The 17,204-nt window shown below is 67.1% G+C and carries 10 protein-coding genes and 1 pseudogene; 6 read left to right on the top strand and 5 right to left on the bottom strand.

Annotated elements, in window-relative coordinates; translation table 11 throughout:
• Positions 1 to 467 precede the first annotated feature (467 nt).
• On the bottom strand, positions 468 to 2,042 hold the full coding sequence (locus tag B072_RS0121535; RefSeq protein ID WP_026246122.1) for a sigma-70 family RNA polymerase sigma factor: 1,575 nt from the start codon (positions 2,040 to 2,042) through the stop codon (positions 468 to 470).
• An 840-nt stretch (positions 2,043 to 2,882) separates the two neighbouring features.
• Between B072_RS0121535 and B072_RS46635 the strand changes: the two genes are divergently transcribed.
• Complete coding sequence (locus tag B072_RS46635; RefSeq protein ID WP_158689218.1) at positions 2,883 to 4,508, top strand: DUF1566 domain-containing protein; 1,626 nt, start codon at positions 2,883 to 2,885, stop codon at positions 4,506 to 4,508.
• 50 nt (positions 4,509 to 4,558) lie between these two features.
• Here the strand turns inward: B072_RS46635 and B072_RS0121555 are convergent, their stop codons facing one another.
• The 3 genes from B072_RS0121555 to B072_RS48265 form a co-directional block, all read right to left on the bottom strand.
• A complete protein-coding gene (locus tag B072_RS0121555; RefSeq protein WP_324603833.1) occupies positions 4,559 to 5,614 on the bottom strand; it encodes a LacI family DNA-binding transcriptional regulator in 1,056 nt (351 codons plus the stop codon).
• Positions 5,615 to 5,664: 50 nt separating this feature from the next.
• Entirely contained in the window at positions 5,665 to 7,206 is a 1,542-nt protein-coding gene (locus B072_RS0121560) for an alpha-N-arabinofuranosidase (RefSeq protein ID WP_018532053.1), read from the bottom strand.
• Positions 7,207 to 7,503: 297 nt separating this feature from the next.
• Entirely contained in the window at positions 7,504 to 9,342 is a 1,839-nt protein-coding gene (locus B072_RS48265) for a hypothetical protein (RefSeq protein WP_018532054.1), read from the bottom strand.
• Positions 9,343 to 9,952: 610 nt separating this feature from the next.
• Between B072_RS48265 and B072_RS0121570 the strand changes: the two genes are divergently transcribed.
• The 5 genes and pseudogenes from B072_RS0121570 to B072_RS0121590 all read left to right on the top strand — a co-directional run bounded on the left by B072_RS0121570 (position 9,953) and on the right by B072_RS0121590 (position 15,844).
• Positions 9,953 to 10,939, top strand: coding sequence for a hydroxyacid dehydrogenase (locus tag B072_RS0121570; protein ID WP_026246123.1), 987 nt, complete (start codon positions 9,953 to 9,955; stop codon positions 10,937 to 10,939).
• 586 nt (positions 10,940 to 11,525) lie between these two features.
• A pseudogene (locus tag B072_RS49975) lies at positions 11,526 to 11,681 on the top strand (DapH/DapD/GlmU-related protein); the annotation flags it as partial.
• A 1,190-nt stretch (positions 11,682 to 12,871) separates the two neighbouring features.
• On the top strand, positions 12,872 to 13,648 hold the full coding sequence (locus B072_RS0121580) for an SDR family oxidoreductase (protein ID WP_018532057.1): 777 nt from the start codon (positions 12,872 to 12,874) through the stop codon (positions 13,646 to 13,648).
• A gap of 58 nt (positions 13,649 to 13,706) precedes the next feature.
• Positions 13,707 to 14,852, top strand: a complete 1,146-nt coding sequence (gene dgoD / locus B072_RS0121585; protein ID WP_026246124.1) for a galactonate dehydratase — start codon at positions 13,707 to 13,709, stop codon at positions 14,850 to 14,852.
• Positions 14,853 to 14,938: 86 nt separating this feature from the next.
• A complete protein-coding gene (locus B072_RS0121590) occupies positions 14,939 to 15,844 on the top strand; it encodes an SMP-30/gluconolactonase/LRE family protein (RefSeq protein ID WP_026246125.1) in 906 nt (301 codons plus the stop codon).
• Positions 15,845 to 15,916: 72 nt separating this feature from the next.
• Here the strand turns inward: B072_RS0121590 and B072_RS43690 are convergent, their stop codons facing one another.
• Positions 15,917 to 17,191: a DUF4380 domain-containing protein gene (locus B072_RS43690; RefSeq protein WP_051127257.1), complete on the bottom strand. Its 1,275-nt coding sequence runs from the start codon at positions 17,189 to 17,191 to the stop codon at positions 15,917 to 15,919.
• Between the last annotated feature and the right edge of the window lie 13 nt (positions 17,192 to 17,204).

Raw genomic sequence — 17,204 nt, forward strand, 5'->3', positions numbered from 1 at the left:
CGGAGGCGACAGCGGTTACGGTGCTCGCCCTAAAGTTTCGCGTCAAGGGTTTCGACTGACTTTATAAATCTGTACGTTGAGCTTCTCGCCCGCGTATCGCCACGTCGGCCTACGTCGCGGGGCGCCTCCCTCGGAGAGGGAGCCCAGCAACCAACGACCCGTCGGCTCAGGCCCCGCAGCAGCCGCCCTCGACGCATCGGCGTCTGGCCGCCAACTGATCAGTTCTCAACTCCACGTCTCCGACGCGTCGTTCATCGAGCCGCGCTCCAACCGGGCTCACCAACAGAATCGGTGCCCAGACCCCATGCGGCAGGCCACTTCACCCAAGGAAGGGAGCCCTTGGAATTCAGGTCGACAGTTCGACCCACACCCGTCAGCAGATGGCAAGTACCTTCGCTACACCCGGACTTACACCGGAAGGCACGAGGCGCATGGGGTGAACGGCGATGCAGCTCTCCACCAATGCCTCAAGGGGTCGTCACGTTGAAAGAGGTGGCGCGCCCGTACCCGGCGTCGGCCCCCTTCTGAGGTTCGAGCCACAGCTCGCCGTCGTCGCGGTAACGCAGGTGCGAGAGCGGGCTGTTGAAGGCGAACAGGGATTTTGAGCCCTCCATCGCTCCCCTGCGGACGCAGTAGGTGGCGTCGGCCCGGAAGCGGGCACTTCCGTCGTTCGTGCCCAGTTCCACCTTTCCCTCGTGGTAGCCGGTGTGGCGCAGATAGGTGCCGCCGGCATCCCGGAACGAGTAGCAACCTGTACCCATAAGGCCTGGCGTGACGGTGAAGATCAGCCCCTGGGAAGCGAGCGACGCACCCTCTCGCGCGGTTTTCATCACTGCCTGACCATCCAGTCCAGCGACATATCGACCAGGGGTGGCCGCCGCTTCCAAGGCGTGCGGACCGAGTATTCCCGACACCGGAGTAGAGGTGGACGTGACGGTGGGGCTCGCGGATGGCGTTGGGGAGTGGGTGGGCGACGGGGTGCTCGGGCGCGGAGAATCCGCCGGAACGGATGCCGGTGCGGAGACGGAATCCGGCGCCGGCCGGGGCCGGGGTTCAGGAGACCCCTCGGCCCCCGAATGCACGGTGAGCCCGTACCAAAGGCCCACACCAGCCAATGCCAGGACGCCCGATGCCACCACCACCGCGGATCCATGGGCCCGCCCGGCCGCCTTGACGACCTGGCCAGGACCAGACGACAGCGACTGCGCCTCAGTGACCGCAGCGCCTTCCTGCCCACCCGTGAGTGCTGCTGTGATCAGATGGGCACCGATCGCCAAGGGCAACGGGACCAGAGCCAGCTGGCCCAGCAGCCCCTCCGCCGGCATGAGCGAGCCGCGGGCACTCATGCAGTATGGGCAGTCACGAACATGCCGATTCAGCCGCTTACGCCACAAGGCGCTGGGACGTCCGTCCCAGGAGGGCAAGAGGCTCGTCAGCTCAGCGCAACGGGGCGAGGCGGCCAAGGCGCGCAGCACGGACCGGGCCGCCTCCAGGCGCTCTTTGACTCGCGCCACCCGCACCGCCGCCTGATGGGGGTCGAGCCCGTCAGCGGCCGCCCAGTCGCCGCGGCTCAGCTGCCCTGCGGCCTCCATCCACCACAGGGACAAGGTCTCCCGGTCCGTCTCCTCCAACCACCGTGTGGCCTCCACGGCCTCGCGGCGCTGCCCGGAGAGATCCAGCCGGAGGATCGTGAGGTCGGCGAAGTCCGCCTGAGGATCAGCCTGAGCGACGGTGTCCTCGGGCAGCCCAGCGCGTGGCCGGGCCTGCCGGGCCTGCCACGAGTCGCGCACTTGACGCACCGCGATGGCGACGAGCCAGGAACGGAAACGTTCCGGCTCGCGCAGCGCGGGGAGACCCTTGACCGCGCGGAGCATGGTCTCCTGCACAACATCGTCAACGTCGGGGTGGCCGTCCATGGCCCGCCCCACGATGTTGTAGATCAGTGGCAGATAGTCCGCCAGCAGAGCCTCGAGGGCTTGACGGTCTCCCTCGGCGGCTGCCGTTACCCGGGCGGCCTCCGGCTCTGCCTCGCGCGAGCGCACGTGCGCCACCGTCCCCTCACGTCTCACCATGTGTGCGGTGACGTGGGCAGCCCGGGGCCGCCCGGCCCGAAGCCGCCGTCACGCTGCGACAGTGTGCCATCGCCAACGGGCAGCGACGCAACCGCGGGACGCCGGACCGGTGTTCGCCTGCTGACGGCATAGGGCCTCGCCCAAGCCGCAGCCCCTCGCCCGACCAGGCCGAGGCCCCTCACCTTCAAAGTGACGGGCGTCACACCGAAAGAATCGCGAGCTTTTTGAGACATCGAGCCTGCCCGCCAGTCACCTACACGTAAGGCACAGATCCGAGGTGCTGTGGCGGCTGTCTGGAGCAGCCCGCACCGCCGGTTCACGAGTGACAGACACAGGAGGTTCCCACGTGCGGTGCAAGCGCCGTCTTCGCGGCAAAGCCCGGTGGCCCGTCGGCATAGGTTCGCCCACCGCCGCGTCCGAGGCTCGTCGCGCCGGATTGTCCCCGCTGGACCTCCGTTGTCCGTCCGCGTCAAGGTGCGGATTCTCCGGAAGCGACGATGCCGAGGTGCCATCCGCATGACCGGGTCAGGCACGGAGGAGAAGGATCTGGTTGCCGCGGCTCAGCGGGGCGACCACGAAGCGCAAGGCACACTGGTACGCCGTGTTCTTCTATTGATGTACAACCTCCTGGGACGCGCTCTGAGCCGTCGGCCGGACATCGAGCACGTCGTCCAGGAGGCCACGTTGCAGGTGGTCCACGACGTCTGCGCGATAGACGGAGCGACTGGGCTCCGGGCACCAATAGCCCAGGTCGCCGTGCGGGAGGCAACTGGGCGAACCGTCGTACGTCCAGGGGCACGGAAACCGTCGGTGGACTTCGACGATTCGGTGGTCCTGCGTCTGCGGCTCTCAGGGCAACGCCTGGAAGTGGTTCATGCCAGTCGCTGGCTGGACGGGGACAACCGGATCGTCCTGGCACTGTGGTGGTTGGAAGCGGCGGGCGAGATGACGCGGGCGGACATCGCCGGAGCCCTGGCCGACTCCCCGGCTGACGCAGACGCCCGTATCTCTTACATGCTCGGTCAACTGGCCACGGCCCGGACGGTGGTCAGTGCGCTGGCCACCCCACGGTGCGAGGGGCTGAGCCGGCTCACAGCGGGCTGGGACGGATGGCCCGAAGCCCTATGGCGTGAGCGCATCGCCGACCACGTCCGACGGTGCGTCGTTTGCGCCGCTCCCCCGCATGAACGCATCGCCCCGGAACTGCTGTTCGCCGAGCATGCCCTCGTACCGGTGCCCGAGCACCTCACGGACTCCGTCACCGCGGCGTTGCGAACCGCCCAACAGGGCAAGAAGCCTCTGCGCTGCCGGGGAACACCGGCAAAACGAAGGTTTTCGATCGCCGTGAGCGTCGCATGTGCGGTACTGATCGTCGCCATCGGTGTCGTACACACGACGGCCCCAGATCAGGACTCCGATTCTCAGGAACGGGCGGCCGTCGCCATGGCCACGTCGAGGCCGTCTTCATCCTCCGTTTCCAGAAGCGCCGCCGGCACTTCCTCACCGGCCAGAGCCTCCGAGACGGCTCGGTCCAGCGAGAAGGCGGAGACGAGGGCTTCGTCCATGCCTTCTACAGCCTCCGCGTCCCCACGAACCCGACCGTCCACTGAGTGCGGTGGCGCCCTCGCACCGCAGTGGGCCAACTGGCCCATGCCCAACGCGAAGGCCGGAGGACTGCCTCATCAGGCGAGCTATACCGACCAAGGCAACGGCACTGTGCGGGACAACGTGACCTGCCTGCTCTGGCAGCGCGCGCCCGCACCTCGACGCCACACGTTCACCGACGCGCAGGCCTACTGTGCGCGTCTGAACCTGGCCGGCGACGGCTGGCGCTTGCCCTCACGGATCGAGGTGATGTCCTTGGTGGACACCACCAGGTCGGGCCCCGCCATCGACACCGCCGCCTTCCCCGGAACACCGGCACAGTTCTTCTGGACCTCATCGCCCTGGGCCGTGACAAAGACACCGCTGCGGGCTTGGATCGTCAACTTCTACGAGGGCCTCACCAGCAACGCCGTTGATCAATCGGGGTCGTACCAGGTGAGGTGTGTCCGCGGTGACAGCGGTTCCGGCCGCCCGGCCTACCGAACCGTGAGCGGCCAGGTCACCGATCCCGCGACGGGCCTCACCTGGCAGCGAGCTACCGCGCCCGGCACCCTGACCCCCCATGCCGCCGACGCCTACTGCACAGGACTCACCCTCGGTGGGCGCGCCTGGCGCCTGCCCACGGTGAAAGAGCTCGCCACGCTCGTCGACGACGGCCGGGTCAGCCCGGCCATCGACCGCACCGCTTTCCCGGACACTCCCGGAACCGGCGCGTACTGGTCCGCCAGCGTCTTCGCACCGGAGCCCTCTCAGCGCTGGTTCGTCAGTTACAACGACGGCATCACCAGCCATCGTCCGCTCGACGGCGCCCACGTCCGCTGTGTCAGCTGAGGCTCGAGCAAGTCGGCTGAAAGGAACGGAGAAGATGAGGTACAGCGGTCTCAGGCGATCGCATCGTCACGCGGCGGTGCTGTCGTGGCACGGATGACGAGTGAGGTTGCCAGGCGGATGTCGTCGGTCGCAAGCGGTTGCCCCGCGATGAGGGACGACAGCGCGCGAGTCGCAGCGCGGCCCATGTCGTGCAGCGGCTGCCGGACCGTCGTCAAAGGAGGTGCAGTGTGCGCAGCTTCGGGCAGGTCGTCGAACCCTACGATCGACACGTCTTCGGGCACCCTGAGATCCAGAGCGCGGGCTGCGTCGAGGGCTCCGATCGCGATGGGGTCCGCGCCCGTGACGATGGCAGTGGGACGTTGAGCGGTCAGCAGACCGGTAGCCGCCTGAAGGCCACCGGCCACGCTGAAACTGGAGGAGACGACCAGCGTCGGATCAGCGGCCATGCCGGCCAGAGCCATGGCGTCGGCGTATCCGCGGTAGCGCCTTTCGGTGCTCTCGTGGTCGTCCTCGCCTCTGATGTAGGCAATGCGGCGGTGTCCGAGGTCGAGCAGGTGCTGCGTGCCGATGCGCACACCGTCGTAGTTATCGACCACGACCCGGGGCAATTCGACGTCGAGGCGTCGCGGATCGACGACCACGACAGGCAACGTGCCGTCCTGAATCTCACGAATCGTCTCGTCTTCGAGAACGGGCGCGATGAGCACCAGTCCGTCGACGAGCCCCTTGGCGAAGAAGGCGATGCGTTCTCGTTCGCGGATGGCGTCGAGCGAGGCGTTCAGGAACAGTTCCCGCTCGTCGTCCGCAGCTTCTTGAGCGATACCGCGGACGATCTCTCCGCTGTACCCGGAGACCAGATCGAGCGTCAGGACTCCGATGGCCCCCGTCCGACCACGTTTACTGGTACGGGCTGTAGGCGGCGTGTAACCGAGCCTGTCGGCTACGTCCAACACGCGTTGGCGAGTGGCGTCGGACGCGCCCGGGCGGGAGTTGAGGACGTTGGAAACGGTCATGGCCGATACACCTGCCGCTGCGGCGACCTGCGCAATCGTGACTCTGGGAGTATGCATGACCACCGCTGGTTTCAGGCTCGATTTCCGGGTCATCGTACCGCCTGCCTGTTCGCTCCTCCGGCTCGCGGTAACCGCCCGTTTCCTCACCGAGCAGCTGACGCGCAAGGGATCGACACGGTGACAAAGGAGTGCGCCGGCATCTGCACGCGAAGGTCCGTGCCATCGAGCCTGACGTGGTCGAGTTGCCGAGGCCGCACCACATCAGGGTGGTCCGGGGTGTTGTGAGCGTTGAGTCCGGCTGCGCCGAGCACGGTTGCCGTGGGGGTCCCGAGACTTCCACCGCGCAGGTCGAGAGTGACATCGAGGCCCTCCTCAGCATCAAGGTTGGTCATCGAGATCAACAACTGTCCATCCTTGCGGCTGGCGGTGGCTGAGAAGGTTTCCAGCTCGGTGTGCGCCACCTGGCGTGCCGGTACTGCTGTCGTCAGACGAACGGCTAGCGCGTGAGCGTCCTGATGCTCCTTGTTCATCGCGAACACGTGGTAGCTGGGCGTCAGTACGAGGTCCTTGCCATCCGTGAGCAGCATGGCTTGCAGTACGTTGACCGTCTGGGCGATGTTGGCCATGACGAGTCTGTCGGCGTGCCGGTGGAAGGCGTCGAAGTGCAGGCAGGCGACGAGCGCGTCGCGCAGGGTGTTCTGTTGGAACAGGAAGCCCGGGTTCGTACCTGGCTCGACGTCGAACCACGTGCCCCACTCGTCCAGGACAAGGCCGATCGCCTTGTCCGGGTCGTACACGTCCATGACGCGGGAGTGGCCGGCGAGTATCTCCTCGATCTGGGCCGCCTTGGCCATCGTCCAGTAGTACTCCTCGGCGTCGAACTCGGTAGCGCTTCCCTTGTGCTCCCAAGTGCCGGGGACGGTGTAGTGGTGAAAGGAGATCGCCTGGAAGGTGCCGGCACCCTCCACCACGGTCTTCCCCGTGCCGAGTTCACGACCGAGCGCCTTCATCAGCACTTCGGTCCATCGGTAGTTGTCGCTGGACGCACCCGCCGCAACGCGGTACAGGGCGTTGCCGTTGTGATCGCGACTGTAAGTACCGAAGGTGCGGGCGAGATCCGCGTACCTTTCGGGCCCCATGCCGCCGCCGCATCCCCACGGCTCATTGCCCAATCCCCAGAACCGGACCGACCATGGGGCGTCCCGCCCGTTGGCCCGCCGCAGTGCCGCCATCGGACTGTCGTCATCGCGAGTGAGGTACTCGGCCCACTCACTGGCTTCTCGCACGGTGCCGCTGCCGACGTTGACGGAAATGTACGGTGCAGCGCCCAGCATCTCGCACAAGGCCATGAATTCGTGGACGCCAAAACTGTTGTCCTCGACGACGTCGCCCCAGTGGCTGTTCACCATTCTCGGGCGGTGCTCGCGAGGGCCGATACCGTCGCGCCAGTGATACTCATCGGCGAAGCAGCCCCCGGGCCAGCGCAGGTTGGGGATGCCGAGCGTTCGTAGCGCCTCCACCACGTCGAGACGGATGCCACCCTCGTTGGGTATCTCGGAGTTCTCGCCGACGAAGAATCCGCCGTATATGCAGCGACCGAGGTGCTCGGCGAAGTGGCCGTATATATGCCGGTTGATGTGCGGGCCCGCAAGGTCGACGTCGATGACGCCACGCACGCTGTTCACGGTGAACTCCTCATGTCGGGGTGGGCAGCGGCACATGGTTCGCGTCAGGAGCGACGGCTTCTTCGACCGCGATCGGCTGAGCGCCGAACGGCATGCGACGCCTACGGGCGGCATGGAGCTCAACGTATAGCTTTATAAAGCTATTTTGAAAGACTCGGTGCGAAACCACGTGTCATGCCGACGAAGCTCACTCGATACCGCGAGGGCGTGGCCGACCGCTGCGAACTCCGCGCAGGCGGGTGCGGGCCCAGCTTGGATCGCCGAGCCCGCACCCGCCGCCCCTACGGTGGGAGCTTCCTAGTCGGCAGGCTCCCCCACGTAACTGATGGCAGGCCGGGGCGGCACGGACATTCCGTTGCCGAGGTAGTAGTCCACCTCGTGCGACTGCATGTAGCCCTTGACCGTCATGTCATTGCGGTATGCGGGGTTGTGCGCCAGCGTGTACAGGCGGGTGTCCGTCGCCTGGTCGGTGGAGAGGATCACCAGTTCGTTGTTGTCGGCATTGGTGAAGACGGCCTCTTCGCGCCAGTCCCCGAACAGATCGCCGATCAAGGTGGGGTTCTCGGTGGATCCGAAGCCCGTCGCGCCGAGCTTCCAGAGGGTTTCCAGGCGGGGGACGCTCCTGGCCGTGCTCGGAGAGGCTGGGTTCCACTTCTCGATCTTGCCGTCGTTGAGCAGTTCCATGCCGGGGTCGCCGTCCCACCACAGCCCCAGCGCCGGCCAGGGCTGCAGTGCGGTGTCCTTCGCCAGCAGTTTGTTGGACTTGGCGTTGTAGAGGCCCGAGAAGGACCACGCCTCCATTCCGGGCTCGTCGGGGTCGATGTCGCCGACCAGGCCACGTCCGACGTCGACGATGCCCTTGGCACTGTGTTTCCAGATGATGGTGCCGTCGGTCGCGTCGTAGTAGTACTCGCGCAGACCGTTGGTGTTGTCCTGCTGGATTCCGTAGCCCTGGAGTCCGCGGCGTTCAGGGTCCATCTTTCCGATGTACCAGCGGTCCCCATGGCCGATCCCCTGGTCCGCCAGCGAGTAGCGCAGGGTTCCGTCACCGTTGAGGACGAACCCGATCTCGGCGACCTCGTCCTTGCCGTCGCCGTCGACATCTATGACACGTGTGTTGTGCCCGTCCGCGGCCGCCTGTTTGCCGCGCAGCCACTTCCACTTCTGCTCGACCTTGCTGCCGTCGAATGTCCACGCGCCGATCATGAGGTTGAAACCACCCTTGCCCACACGGTTCTTCATGAAGGACACCAGGCTGGGGGTGTGGCCGTCGAGATACCCCACCGCGAAGCGTGCCGCCAACGGCCCGTCGGCGATGTAGTCGTCGGGGACGGGGGCCGTGGCCCGAGGAGCTCCGGTCAGGCCGTCGAGCATGGCGATGGCTTGGTGGTCGCCTTTGGCCCAGGTGAACTTCGTGCCGTCGCCGAACGTCACGCCTCCGGCAATGCGCGCCGCCACCTCCGCCTTGCCGTCACCGTCGAAGTCGTAGACGGTGACCCCGTCCCAATTGCCGGTGTCTATGCTCGATGCCCCTCCTTCGATGTTGTTGACGTTCGCCCCGTTCGGCCCCATGTCCATGGACCACAGGTAGGTGCCGTCACTGCGGTAAGCCTCGATGGTGCGCGGGGCGGTCTGCCGGTCCACGATGTAGTCGTACTCTCCGTCGCCGTCCAGGTCCCCGGCCCACGTGAACTTGATCGGGGCGCCGTCGCGCAGAGGTATCCGGACCGCCGGCTCCTGAGCATGGTCGGCGGAGAGCTCGAAAGCGCCGCTGGGTTCCTGCTCCTCGCCATCGACGACCGGACGGACCCGGTAGCCGTTGCTCCGCGTCAGATCGGCCGTGGTGTCCGAGAAGTTGGTTCCCTTGGTGAGCACCTGTGAGTTGAGCTTGACGTACGCGCCACTGTCGCCGGTGGACCGGTAGACATTGAAGCCGATGCCTTCGGGATCCAGTCCCAGCAATCGCCAGGAGACAAGAACGTCGGTCGAACTGCTGCGTACGGCCACGACTCCCCGGCCGAGCTTCTCCATCGGCCGCGCCGTCTCGGGCTCGGTGTCACCATCCACGGAGGAAGGGTCCTGGGCGGCCATACCCAGCGGGGAGAAGTCGGTCAGCAGGGCCGCGGACAGGACCATTGCGGTCGAGCCAACGCCTGTGACCCACCAGCCGATCCTGCGACGTCGGTGCTTGGGGTGCACGAGATACTCCTGTTGCTGTGACACGGAAGCGCTGCGCGGCCACGCAAGACCTCTGCATCGCCTCCTGGTTGAGCGCCTGACGATTGGGAGACCGACCCGAAGAGCAGCTGTCACAGAAAGCCCGACCGTTTTCGAGTGACGCCTGACACACAAGACGCCGCTTCACCTTGACCAGTCGGGCGTCCTCAATCCGACGGCGCCTCTGTCGCAGATGGCCTCGACGACAAACAGACCTTCGACCAGGGCCCGGAACGCAGCGCCAGCACTGCATTAATTACGAATACATCTTGACGGGCTGAGTGCCGACGCCGACTATGAACAAGTCGTTGAGCCGCCTACGCAGAAACCACCTGCCATGTTGCCGTCGCATACCTGGACGCCTACCGCGCCTCTCTCCCGGGCCAGTCCCGCCGGGAAGCGTCGCCGGGACGCCGGTCGAGCCACTCTGGGGACGCTGCGATGCGTCTCGCCTGTTATCCACTGACGCGAAGGATTGACCCTCTTGTCCGGAGGTACCACCTGCGTCCGGCCTCGGGCCCTGTTCGCCATGAGCGCCGCGACACTGCCACATGCCTTCCCGCCCGACGTGATGGACCGCCTGCGGAATGTCGCGGACGTTGCCCCCGATCTCGTGGCCGAGAGTTTCCACGATCCTCGGATACGGGAGGCCCTGGCGGAGACCGAGATCCTCGTCACCGGCTGGGGCTGCCCGCCCGTTGACGCCGGCGCGCTCGCGGCGGCACCCCGGTTGCGTGGCATCCTGCATGCGGCCGGCTCCGTGAAACCCCTGATGACAGACGCATGCTGGGACCGGGGCATCTGGATCTCCTCCGCCGCGGCGGCGAATGCGCTTCCCGTCGCCGAGTACACCCTCGGAATGATCCTGCTGACCGGGAAGGGTCTGCTCACCCGGAGCAACACGTACCGGGCGACCCGTACCTTCCAGAACGACGTGATTGTCGAGGGGATCGGCAACCATAGGCGTCGTATCGGCGTCATCGGCGCCTCACACATCGGACGCCGCGTCATCGATCTGCTGCGCCCGTTCGACTTCGAGGTGTCCGTCGCCGACCCGTATGTGGGCGAGGCCGAGGCTGCGGCCCTCGGTGTCCGGCTCCGTGAACTGCACGGCCAGGACGGCTTGTTCGCCACCAGTGATGTCGTCACCGTGCATGCCCCGGCGGTCCCCGAGACCCGGCATCTCGTCGGGCGTCAGGAGCTTGCTCAGATGCCCGACGGCTCCGTTCTGATCAACACGGCGCGCGGCAGTCTGGTGGACACGGAAGCCCTCACCGAGGCGGTGCTGGCTCAGCGCATCGCCGCAGTCCTGGATGTGACCGAACCCGAGCCTCTCCCTGCCGACTCTCCGCTCTACGATCTGCCGAACGTGTATCTCACCCCGCACCTCGCCGGAGCTCAGGGCAACGAGGTAGCGCGCCTGGGCGTGGTGGTTGTCGAGGAGTTGCGGCGTCTGCGTACAGGAGCGCCGTTGGCCCACGCGGTGGACCGCGCGACTCTGCAGCGAGCCGCATAGAGCCCTCGAGCCATAGGGCCGCGAGCCACAAAGGAGACGGCGGCGTTCACGACACGTGTGCGCCGGAAGCGGCCCGCACCGAACCACCCTGGATCAGTCCCTCTGGCAGATCGCACTGTCGTTGCGGCGCAGCACCACTACTTGGACGGATGCGATGAGCGAACCAGCACACGCCGACGCGCCCCAGCCGGGCCACCACGTGTTCGACTACACGCCCTGGAACTACTGGACCGACGCCGACGACCACGACCGCGACCAACAACGCCGGGTGCAGCAGGCGCTGAAGAAGGACAACGAGTCCTACCAGTTCGGCGAGAACACCTTCGTCTCCCCACTGGCGGCGGTACAGAACGAGCACTTGGTTCTTGGCGCGCACAGTTACATCGCTGCCGGCGCCTATCTCACCGGAACTCTGAACACCGGTCGAGACTGCACGATCAACCCCTACACGACAGTGCGGGGGGCCATCGAACTCGGCGACGCGGTCCGCATCGGCGCGCACACTTCGCTCCTCGCGTTCAATCACGGATTCGAGGACCTCCACACCGAGGTGTTTCGTCAGCCGATCACTTCGCAGGGCATCCGGATCGGTAACGACGTGTGGATCGGCTCGCACGTGGTCGTCCTGGACGGGATCACCGTCGGTGACGGAGCGGTGATCGGCGCCGGCAGCGTCGTGACCAAGGACGTGCCTCCGGCTGCCGTCGTCGGAGGTAACCCCGCACGGGTCCTGCGATGGCGTGGAACGAGCTCAGCGGCGACAACGGCTGGGCGGCGTACGGATCTTGCCGAAGCAGTGGCGGCCTTCGCCGGCACAGCTCGCGCCCAGACCGAAGATGTCCTCAACCGTTGCTTCATACCTGAGCTAGAGGGTGGCCTCTTCGTCGACGCACCAGGCGGCGGCCCCACCGTGCGCGCTCAGTGCGACGCGATCGAGATCGCGGACCTCCTGCTGGGACGCGCGCCCGCTCCGCTCCCCGCCGAGAGCCAACTCGAACGGCTGCGGTCGTGGCAGGACCCGGACACCGGCCTGGTCGCTTCGCTGGGACCCGACGGTCGGCAGGTCCCGCTCCCCGTCGTGGACGGGCCTTTCAGTGGTGACGCGGAGTACCACATCTTGTGCGTGGGCTACGCTCTCGACCTCTTGGGCAGTGCCTTCCCGCATCCGATTCGTGGTGTCGACACGATGGATGCTGCCGACGTCATCGCCGCGCTCGACACACTCCCCTGGCGTGAAGACCCGTGGTACTGCGGCGCTTGGATCGATTCGCTGGGCACCGCCTTCCTGTGGAACCGCGGCCACGGCCGCCGAGGACGGAGCGGAGCCCTTGAGGCGCTGCTCGGTCGGCTGCTCACACTGGCCGACTCCCGCACCGGTCTGTGGGCCCAGCCGAACGCGGTCGACGGCCTCCTCCTTCCGGTCAACGGCTTCTACCGTGGAAGCCGGGGCACCCTCGCCCAGTTCGGTCTTCCTGTGCCCTACCCGGAGCGCGTCATCGACTCCGTTCTGGAACATGCGCGCGATGTGCGCTACACGCGCCCGGATCGTCAGACTGCCTGCAACATCCTCGACATCGCCCATCCGCTGTGGCTGACACGCGCCACCGGCTACCGCGCCGACGAAACCGTCGCTCTGGCCAGGCGCCTACTGACCGACGCGCTCGGCAATTGGGTCGACGGCCAGGGATTCGCCTTCAAGGCACCGCACCCTACGACCAGAAGCGCCCGGGAATCCCGACCGGGCCTGCAAGGCACCGAGATGTGGTTGTCCATCATCTGGTACCTGTCCGACCTCGCGGGCATTTCCGAGGCGCTGGGGTATCGGCCCCGCGGCGTCCACCGACCCGAGCCAGCCGCATCACTGCATTGATGCGCTCCCTCCCCCGTCCTCTCAGCTCGACCTGCTCGCGACTCTCCCCTCAGGAGCTCCCTGTGCATCCCGGACCCGTCTTCACCACAGACCGCTTCGCCGGCCGATGCGTGCTGGTCACCGGCGCGGCATCCGGTATCGGGGCCGCCACGGCTCACCGGCTTGCCGCCGAAGGCGCCCGCGTACTCGTGGCCGACATCGACGAGAAGCCAGGTACCTCGGTTGTCGCGGACATCCGCGATGCCGGCGGAGACGCACACTTCCAGTGGTGTGACGTCTCGGACGAGTCGTCCTGGATCGAGGCGGTGCAGGCCGCACATGAGGCCTTCGGTCCTGTGCACGTACTCGTGAGCAATGCTTACGCGGTTCACGTCGCGGCCGCCCATGAGACCAGTGCCGCAGACTGGAACCAGCAGCTGGCTGTGAGCCTGAGTGGGTCCTTTCTCGGCGTACGAGCCTGCCTGGACGACCTGGTGTCGACGGGCGGCAACGTGGTGCTCGTCTCTTCGGTCCACGCCCTGGTGGGGCTTCCGGGCCGACCGGCATACGCGGCGGCGAAGGCCGGACTCACCGGTCTGGCACGGCAGTTGGCGGTCGAGTACGGCGGGCAGGTCCGCGTGAACAGCGTACTGCCCGGGCCGGTTCTGACACGGGCCTGGGACGACATCGGTGAAGAGGACCGGCGGGCCACCGCACGGGAGACCGCCTCGCGACGCCTCGGCCGCCCGGAGGAAGTCGCGTCGGCCGTTGCCTTTCTGGCCAGTGACGACGCTTCGTTCGTGACCGGTGCCTCACTCGTCGTCGACGGCGGCTGGAGCGTGATGAAGAACTCCTCGTGAGCCTTCTTGTCGGCGCTCGCCCCAGTCCCGCCCGCAACTTCCCTTTGGAGCAACACCTTTGAAGATCACTCGGGTTGAAACCTTCGCCGTCCCGCCCCGCTGGCTGTTCTGCCGGATTGAGACCGATGACGGCATCGTGGGGTGGGGTGAGCCTGTGGTGGAAGGCCGGGCTGCCACGGTGCGCACCGCCGTCCACGAACTCGCCGAGTACCTGGTCGGTCAGGATCCGATGCGCATCGAGGATCACTGGCAGGTCATGACGAAGGGTTCGTTCTATCGCGGCGGTCCCATACTGTCGAGTGCCGTCGCGGGTCTCGACCAGGCGCTCTGGGACATCCAGGGCCGGGCTCTGGGCGTACCGGTGCATGTGCTCCTCGGTGGGCCCGTGCGCGAACGGGTGCGCGCCTACAGCTGGGTGGGCGGTGACGATCCCGCAGAGATCGCCGACGCCGTCAAGGCGCAGGTGGACGCGGGGTTCACAGCCGTCAAGATGAACGCCTGCGGGCGCATGGACAAGTTGGCCACCGCAGCGGACATAACCTCCGTCGTCGAACGCGCCGCCACGGCCCGCGATGTACTGGGGCCCGACCGGGACTTCGCAGTGGACTTCCACGGGCGCTTCAACGCGGCCAACGCACGCCGGGTCCTGCCTCACCTCGCGGACCTGCATCCCCTGTTCGTCGAAGAGCCGGTACTGCCCGAATACGCCCATCGTCTCCCCGAGGTGGTCGCCGCCTCGACCGTCCCGATCGCCACCGGCGAGCGCATCTACTCGCGCACCGAGGCCCTGCCCGCACTCCAGGCCGGCATCGCCGTCCTTCAGCCGGACCTCTCACACGCAGGAGGCATCTCCGAAGTACGGCGCCTCGCGTCCCTGGCGGAGACCTACGACGTACTGCTGGCGCCCCACTGCCCACTCGGCCCGATCTCTCTGGCCGCAAGCCTGCAGGTGGCCTTCAGTACGCCCAACTTCCTCATCCAGGAACAGAGCATCGGCATCCACTACAACAACGGAGCCGAAGTCCTGGACTACGTAGTGGACCGCGAGGTGTTCCGGTTCGACGAGGGGCATATCCGCCGCCCCCTCGGCCCGGGCCTTGGCATCACCGTCGATGAGCAGGCAGTGCGCCGTGCCGACAACAGCACGTCCGACTGGCACAGCCCTGTGTGGCGACACAACGATGGCTCGTTCGCCGAATGGTGATCAGCGCCCGCTACCCATGCGACATTCCGCCAATGGAGGGCACCTCAATGAAACCTGAGTCGCCGCCGCACGGCATGTCACCGACCTTGGACGCCGACGCGGTCCGGGCGGTGGCGTCCGATCGACTCGAACTCGGCGAAGGTCTGCGCCTGCTGGACGACGGGACCGTAGTGCTCGTCGACATCCTGGCCGGGCATCTGCTCCGACTGGCGCCACAAGCCCAGCCCGATCACCCGTTGGAACTGATCACTCGCCTGCGGGAGCCGCTGGGTGCCGTTGCCCCTCTCGGCCCGCCCGACGCCGGACAGTGGCTGGCCGCCGTCGGTACAGGCTTCGCACGCCTCACCACCGATGCTGGTTCCGGCGCCGGCGGTGCTCTGACGTGGTTGGCGCACCCCGCAGCAGGCACAGGGCCACGGCGTCGCATGAACGACGCGGTGTGTGATCCTTCGGGGCGCATGTGGGGTGGCAGCATGGCGTACGACAACACCGAAGGCGCGGGCTGCCTGTTCCGCGTGGACCTGGACGGCACGGTCACCGAAGTCGTGACCGGTCTGACCGTTCCCAATGGTCCTGCTTTCACGGCCGACGGCACCACGATGTACCTCGCGGACAGTGCGCGGGGCGAGATCGATGTCTTCGACGTGGACCCGCACACCGGAAACCCGTTCGGACGACGACCGTTCGCACGTCTGTCGCCCGACGAAGGTAGTCCGGACGGCATGGTCATCGACGCCCTTGGCCGCCTCTGGTGTGCGCTGTGGGGAGGCTTCGAGGTGCGGTGCTTCGCACCCGACGCGACGGTGCTCGCCAGCGTTCCGGTGCCGGCCGCGCAGCCCACCAGCGTCTGTCTGACTGGGCAGCGGCTGCTGGTCACTTCGGCCACCGTCGGACTGGCCCATCCCGGCCCGTTGGACGGCGCGGTGCTGGACATCCCGTGCACGGCACCGCCGGTGCCGACGCCGCGAGCCGTACTGACGCAGTCAGGATGACGCCAGTCGCTGCTGTTGGGCAGTGCCGGTGGCCGGGTCGGAGCTGTTGGTCGACGACCCGGCCACCGGCGGTCAAGAGGTGTTCGAGCGACCGACGACCAGTGCGTCGTCCTTCTCGCCGAGAAGCACTTCGACCACGTCACCCGGAGCCCCGGACAGGAGCGGGAGCCGGTCGAGATCCACGGGCTCCCCTGCGCGAAGACGGATGCCCGTGCGGTGCGTCCACGAGTCGAACCGTCCGTTCCCGGTGACCCGAACCGCGAGCCCAGTAGCGGCATCTGAACACGGCACCATCTGCCCGCTGAGCCGGAGCCCCGCCCCTGCGGGCATCGCCTCGACGCGCAGAGGCCGGTTCCACCAGCCCCACGCTCCCACCTCGGTCACCGGGCCGCCGTGCGGCCCGAGGACGACCGTGGTGTCGAGGTGCATCGAGTCGCCGGGCTGCAACTCGACGTAGGGTCCGAGGACTTCACACTCGACGATCCAATGGGTCGGCCGCAGCCCACCCAGATGCGCCAGGGGTGTGTCCAGCGGATGCTCCAGCCAGACCTCGGCACGTGATCCTGCATCGGGATACAGGGCACTTGGGTCCACCGCGAACCGCTGGACCCAAGTGCCGGCACGCCCGACGTGGGCGATCCAGCCGAGGGCGGTAGGAAATCCGGCCTTCCCCACGACAGACTGCGCGGGCACGTGCGCGAGCTGCGGCCCGTGCTGCTCGACCCGCGGGTTGCCGGTACCCGCGACGAGTTGCGTCACGGTCGACGGGTCTGCCGTTGTGCCCCGCAGTCCCGAATCGGCGAGTCCGATCCACACGCCGTCACCGTGCCGTTCGGCCGGCTGGCCGGGCAGTTGCGTGATGTTCCACAGCGCCCACCGAACCGGCATCGCGGACGTGTTGGTGCCGATCAGACGCAGCCGGACGTCGGTGCGGCCTGCGGCGAGAGACACTTCCCGACGCAACTGAAGCCCGGTGCGCGGGTCGTGCCCGCTGGTGAGGGTGACGCACGCGCCCTGCCCGTCCGCGTCCTGGTGGATGTGCGCTTCGTATCTGCCGGAGTCCAGCACGGGGTCGGGTGGTCCGGCCCACTCCGCCGGGCCGGACCACCCCTGCGGAGCGGGCCACGTCTTGTCGCCACCCCAGTTGCGCCAGTCGGCCATCTCTCCTTGATGCGGCCCGACGGCAGCAACATCCCGCGCACCGCACTCCTCGTCCAGCAACTCGTCGGAGCGGTACAGGAACTCGACGCCGTCCAATCGGAGGGACAGGATGCGCCCGCCCAATTGCGGAGCCAGCACCATCGCCAACCGATCGCTCTCGACGTCGATGACGGTGTGTCCACTCACTCGCCGATGCCGG

It is taken from the genome of Streptomyces sp. HmicA12 (assembly GCF_000373565.1).
GTDB lineage: Bacteria > Actinomycetota > Actinomycetes > Streptomycetales > Streptomycetaceae > Streptomyces.

Bases quoted from the DNA above. Each gene is read 5' to 3' on its own strand.
- B072_RS0121555 (WP_324603833.1), bottom strand. From the start codon at position 5,614: ATGACCCGGAAATCGAGCCTGAAACCAGCGGTGGTCATGCATACTCCC.
- B072_RS48265 (WP_018532054.1), bottom strand. From the start codon at position 9,342: ATGGTCCTGTCCGCGGCCCTGCTGACCGACTTCTCCCCGCTGGGTATG.
- B072_RS0121570 (WP_026246123.1), top strand. From the start codon at position 9,953: ATGAGCGCCGCGACACTGCCACATGCCTTCCCGCCCGACGTGATGGAC.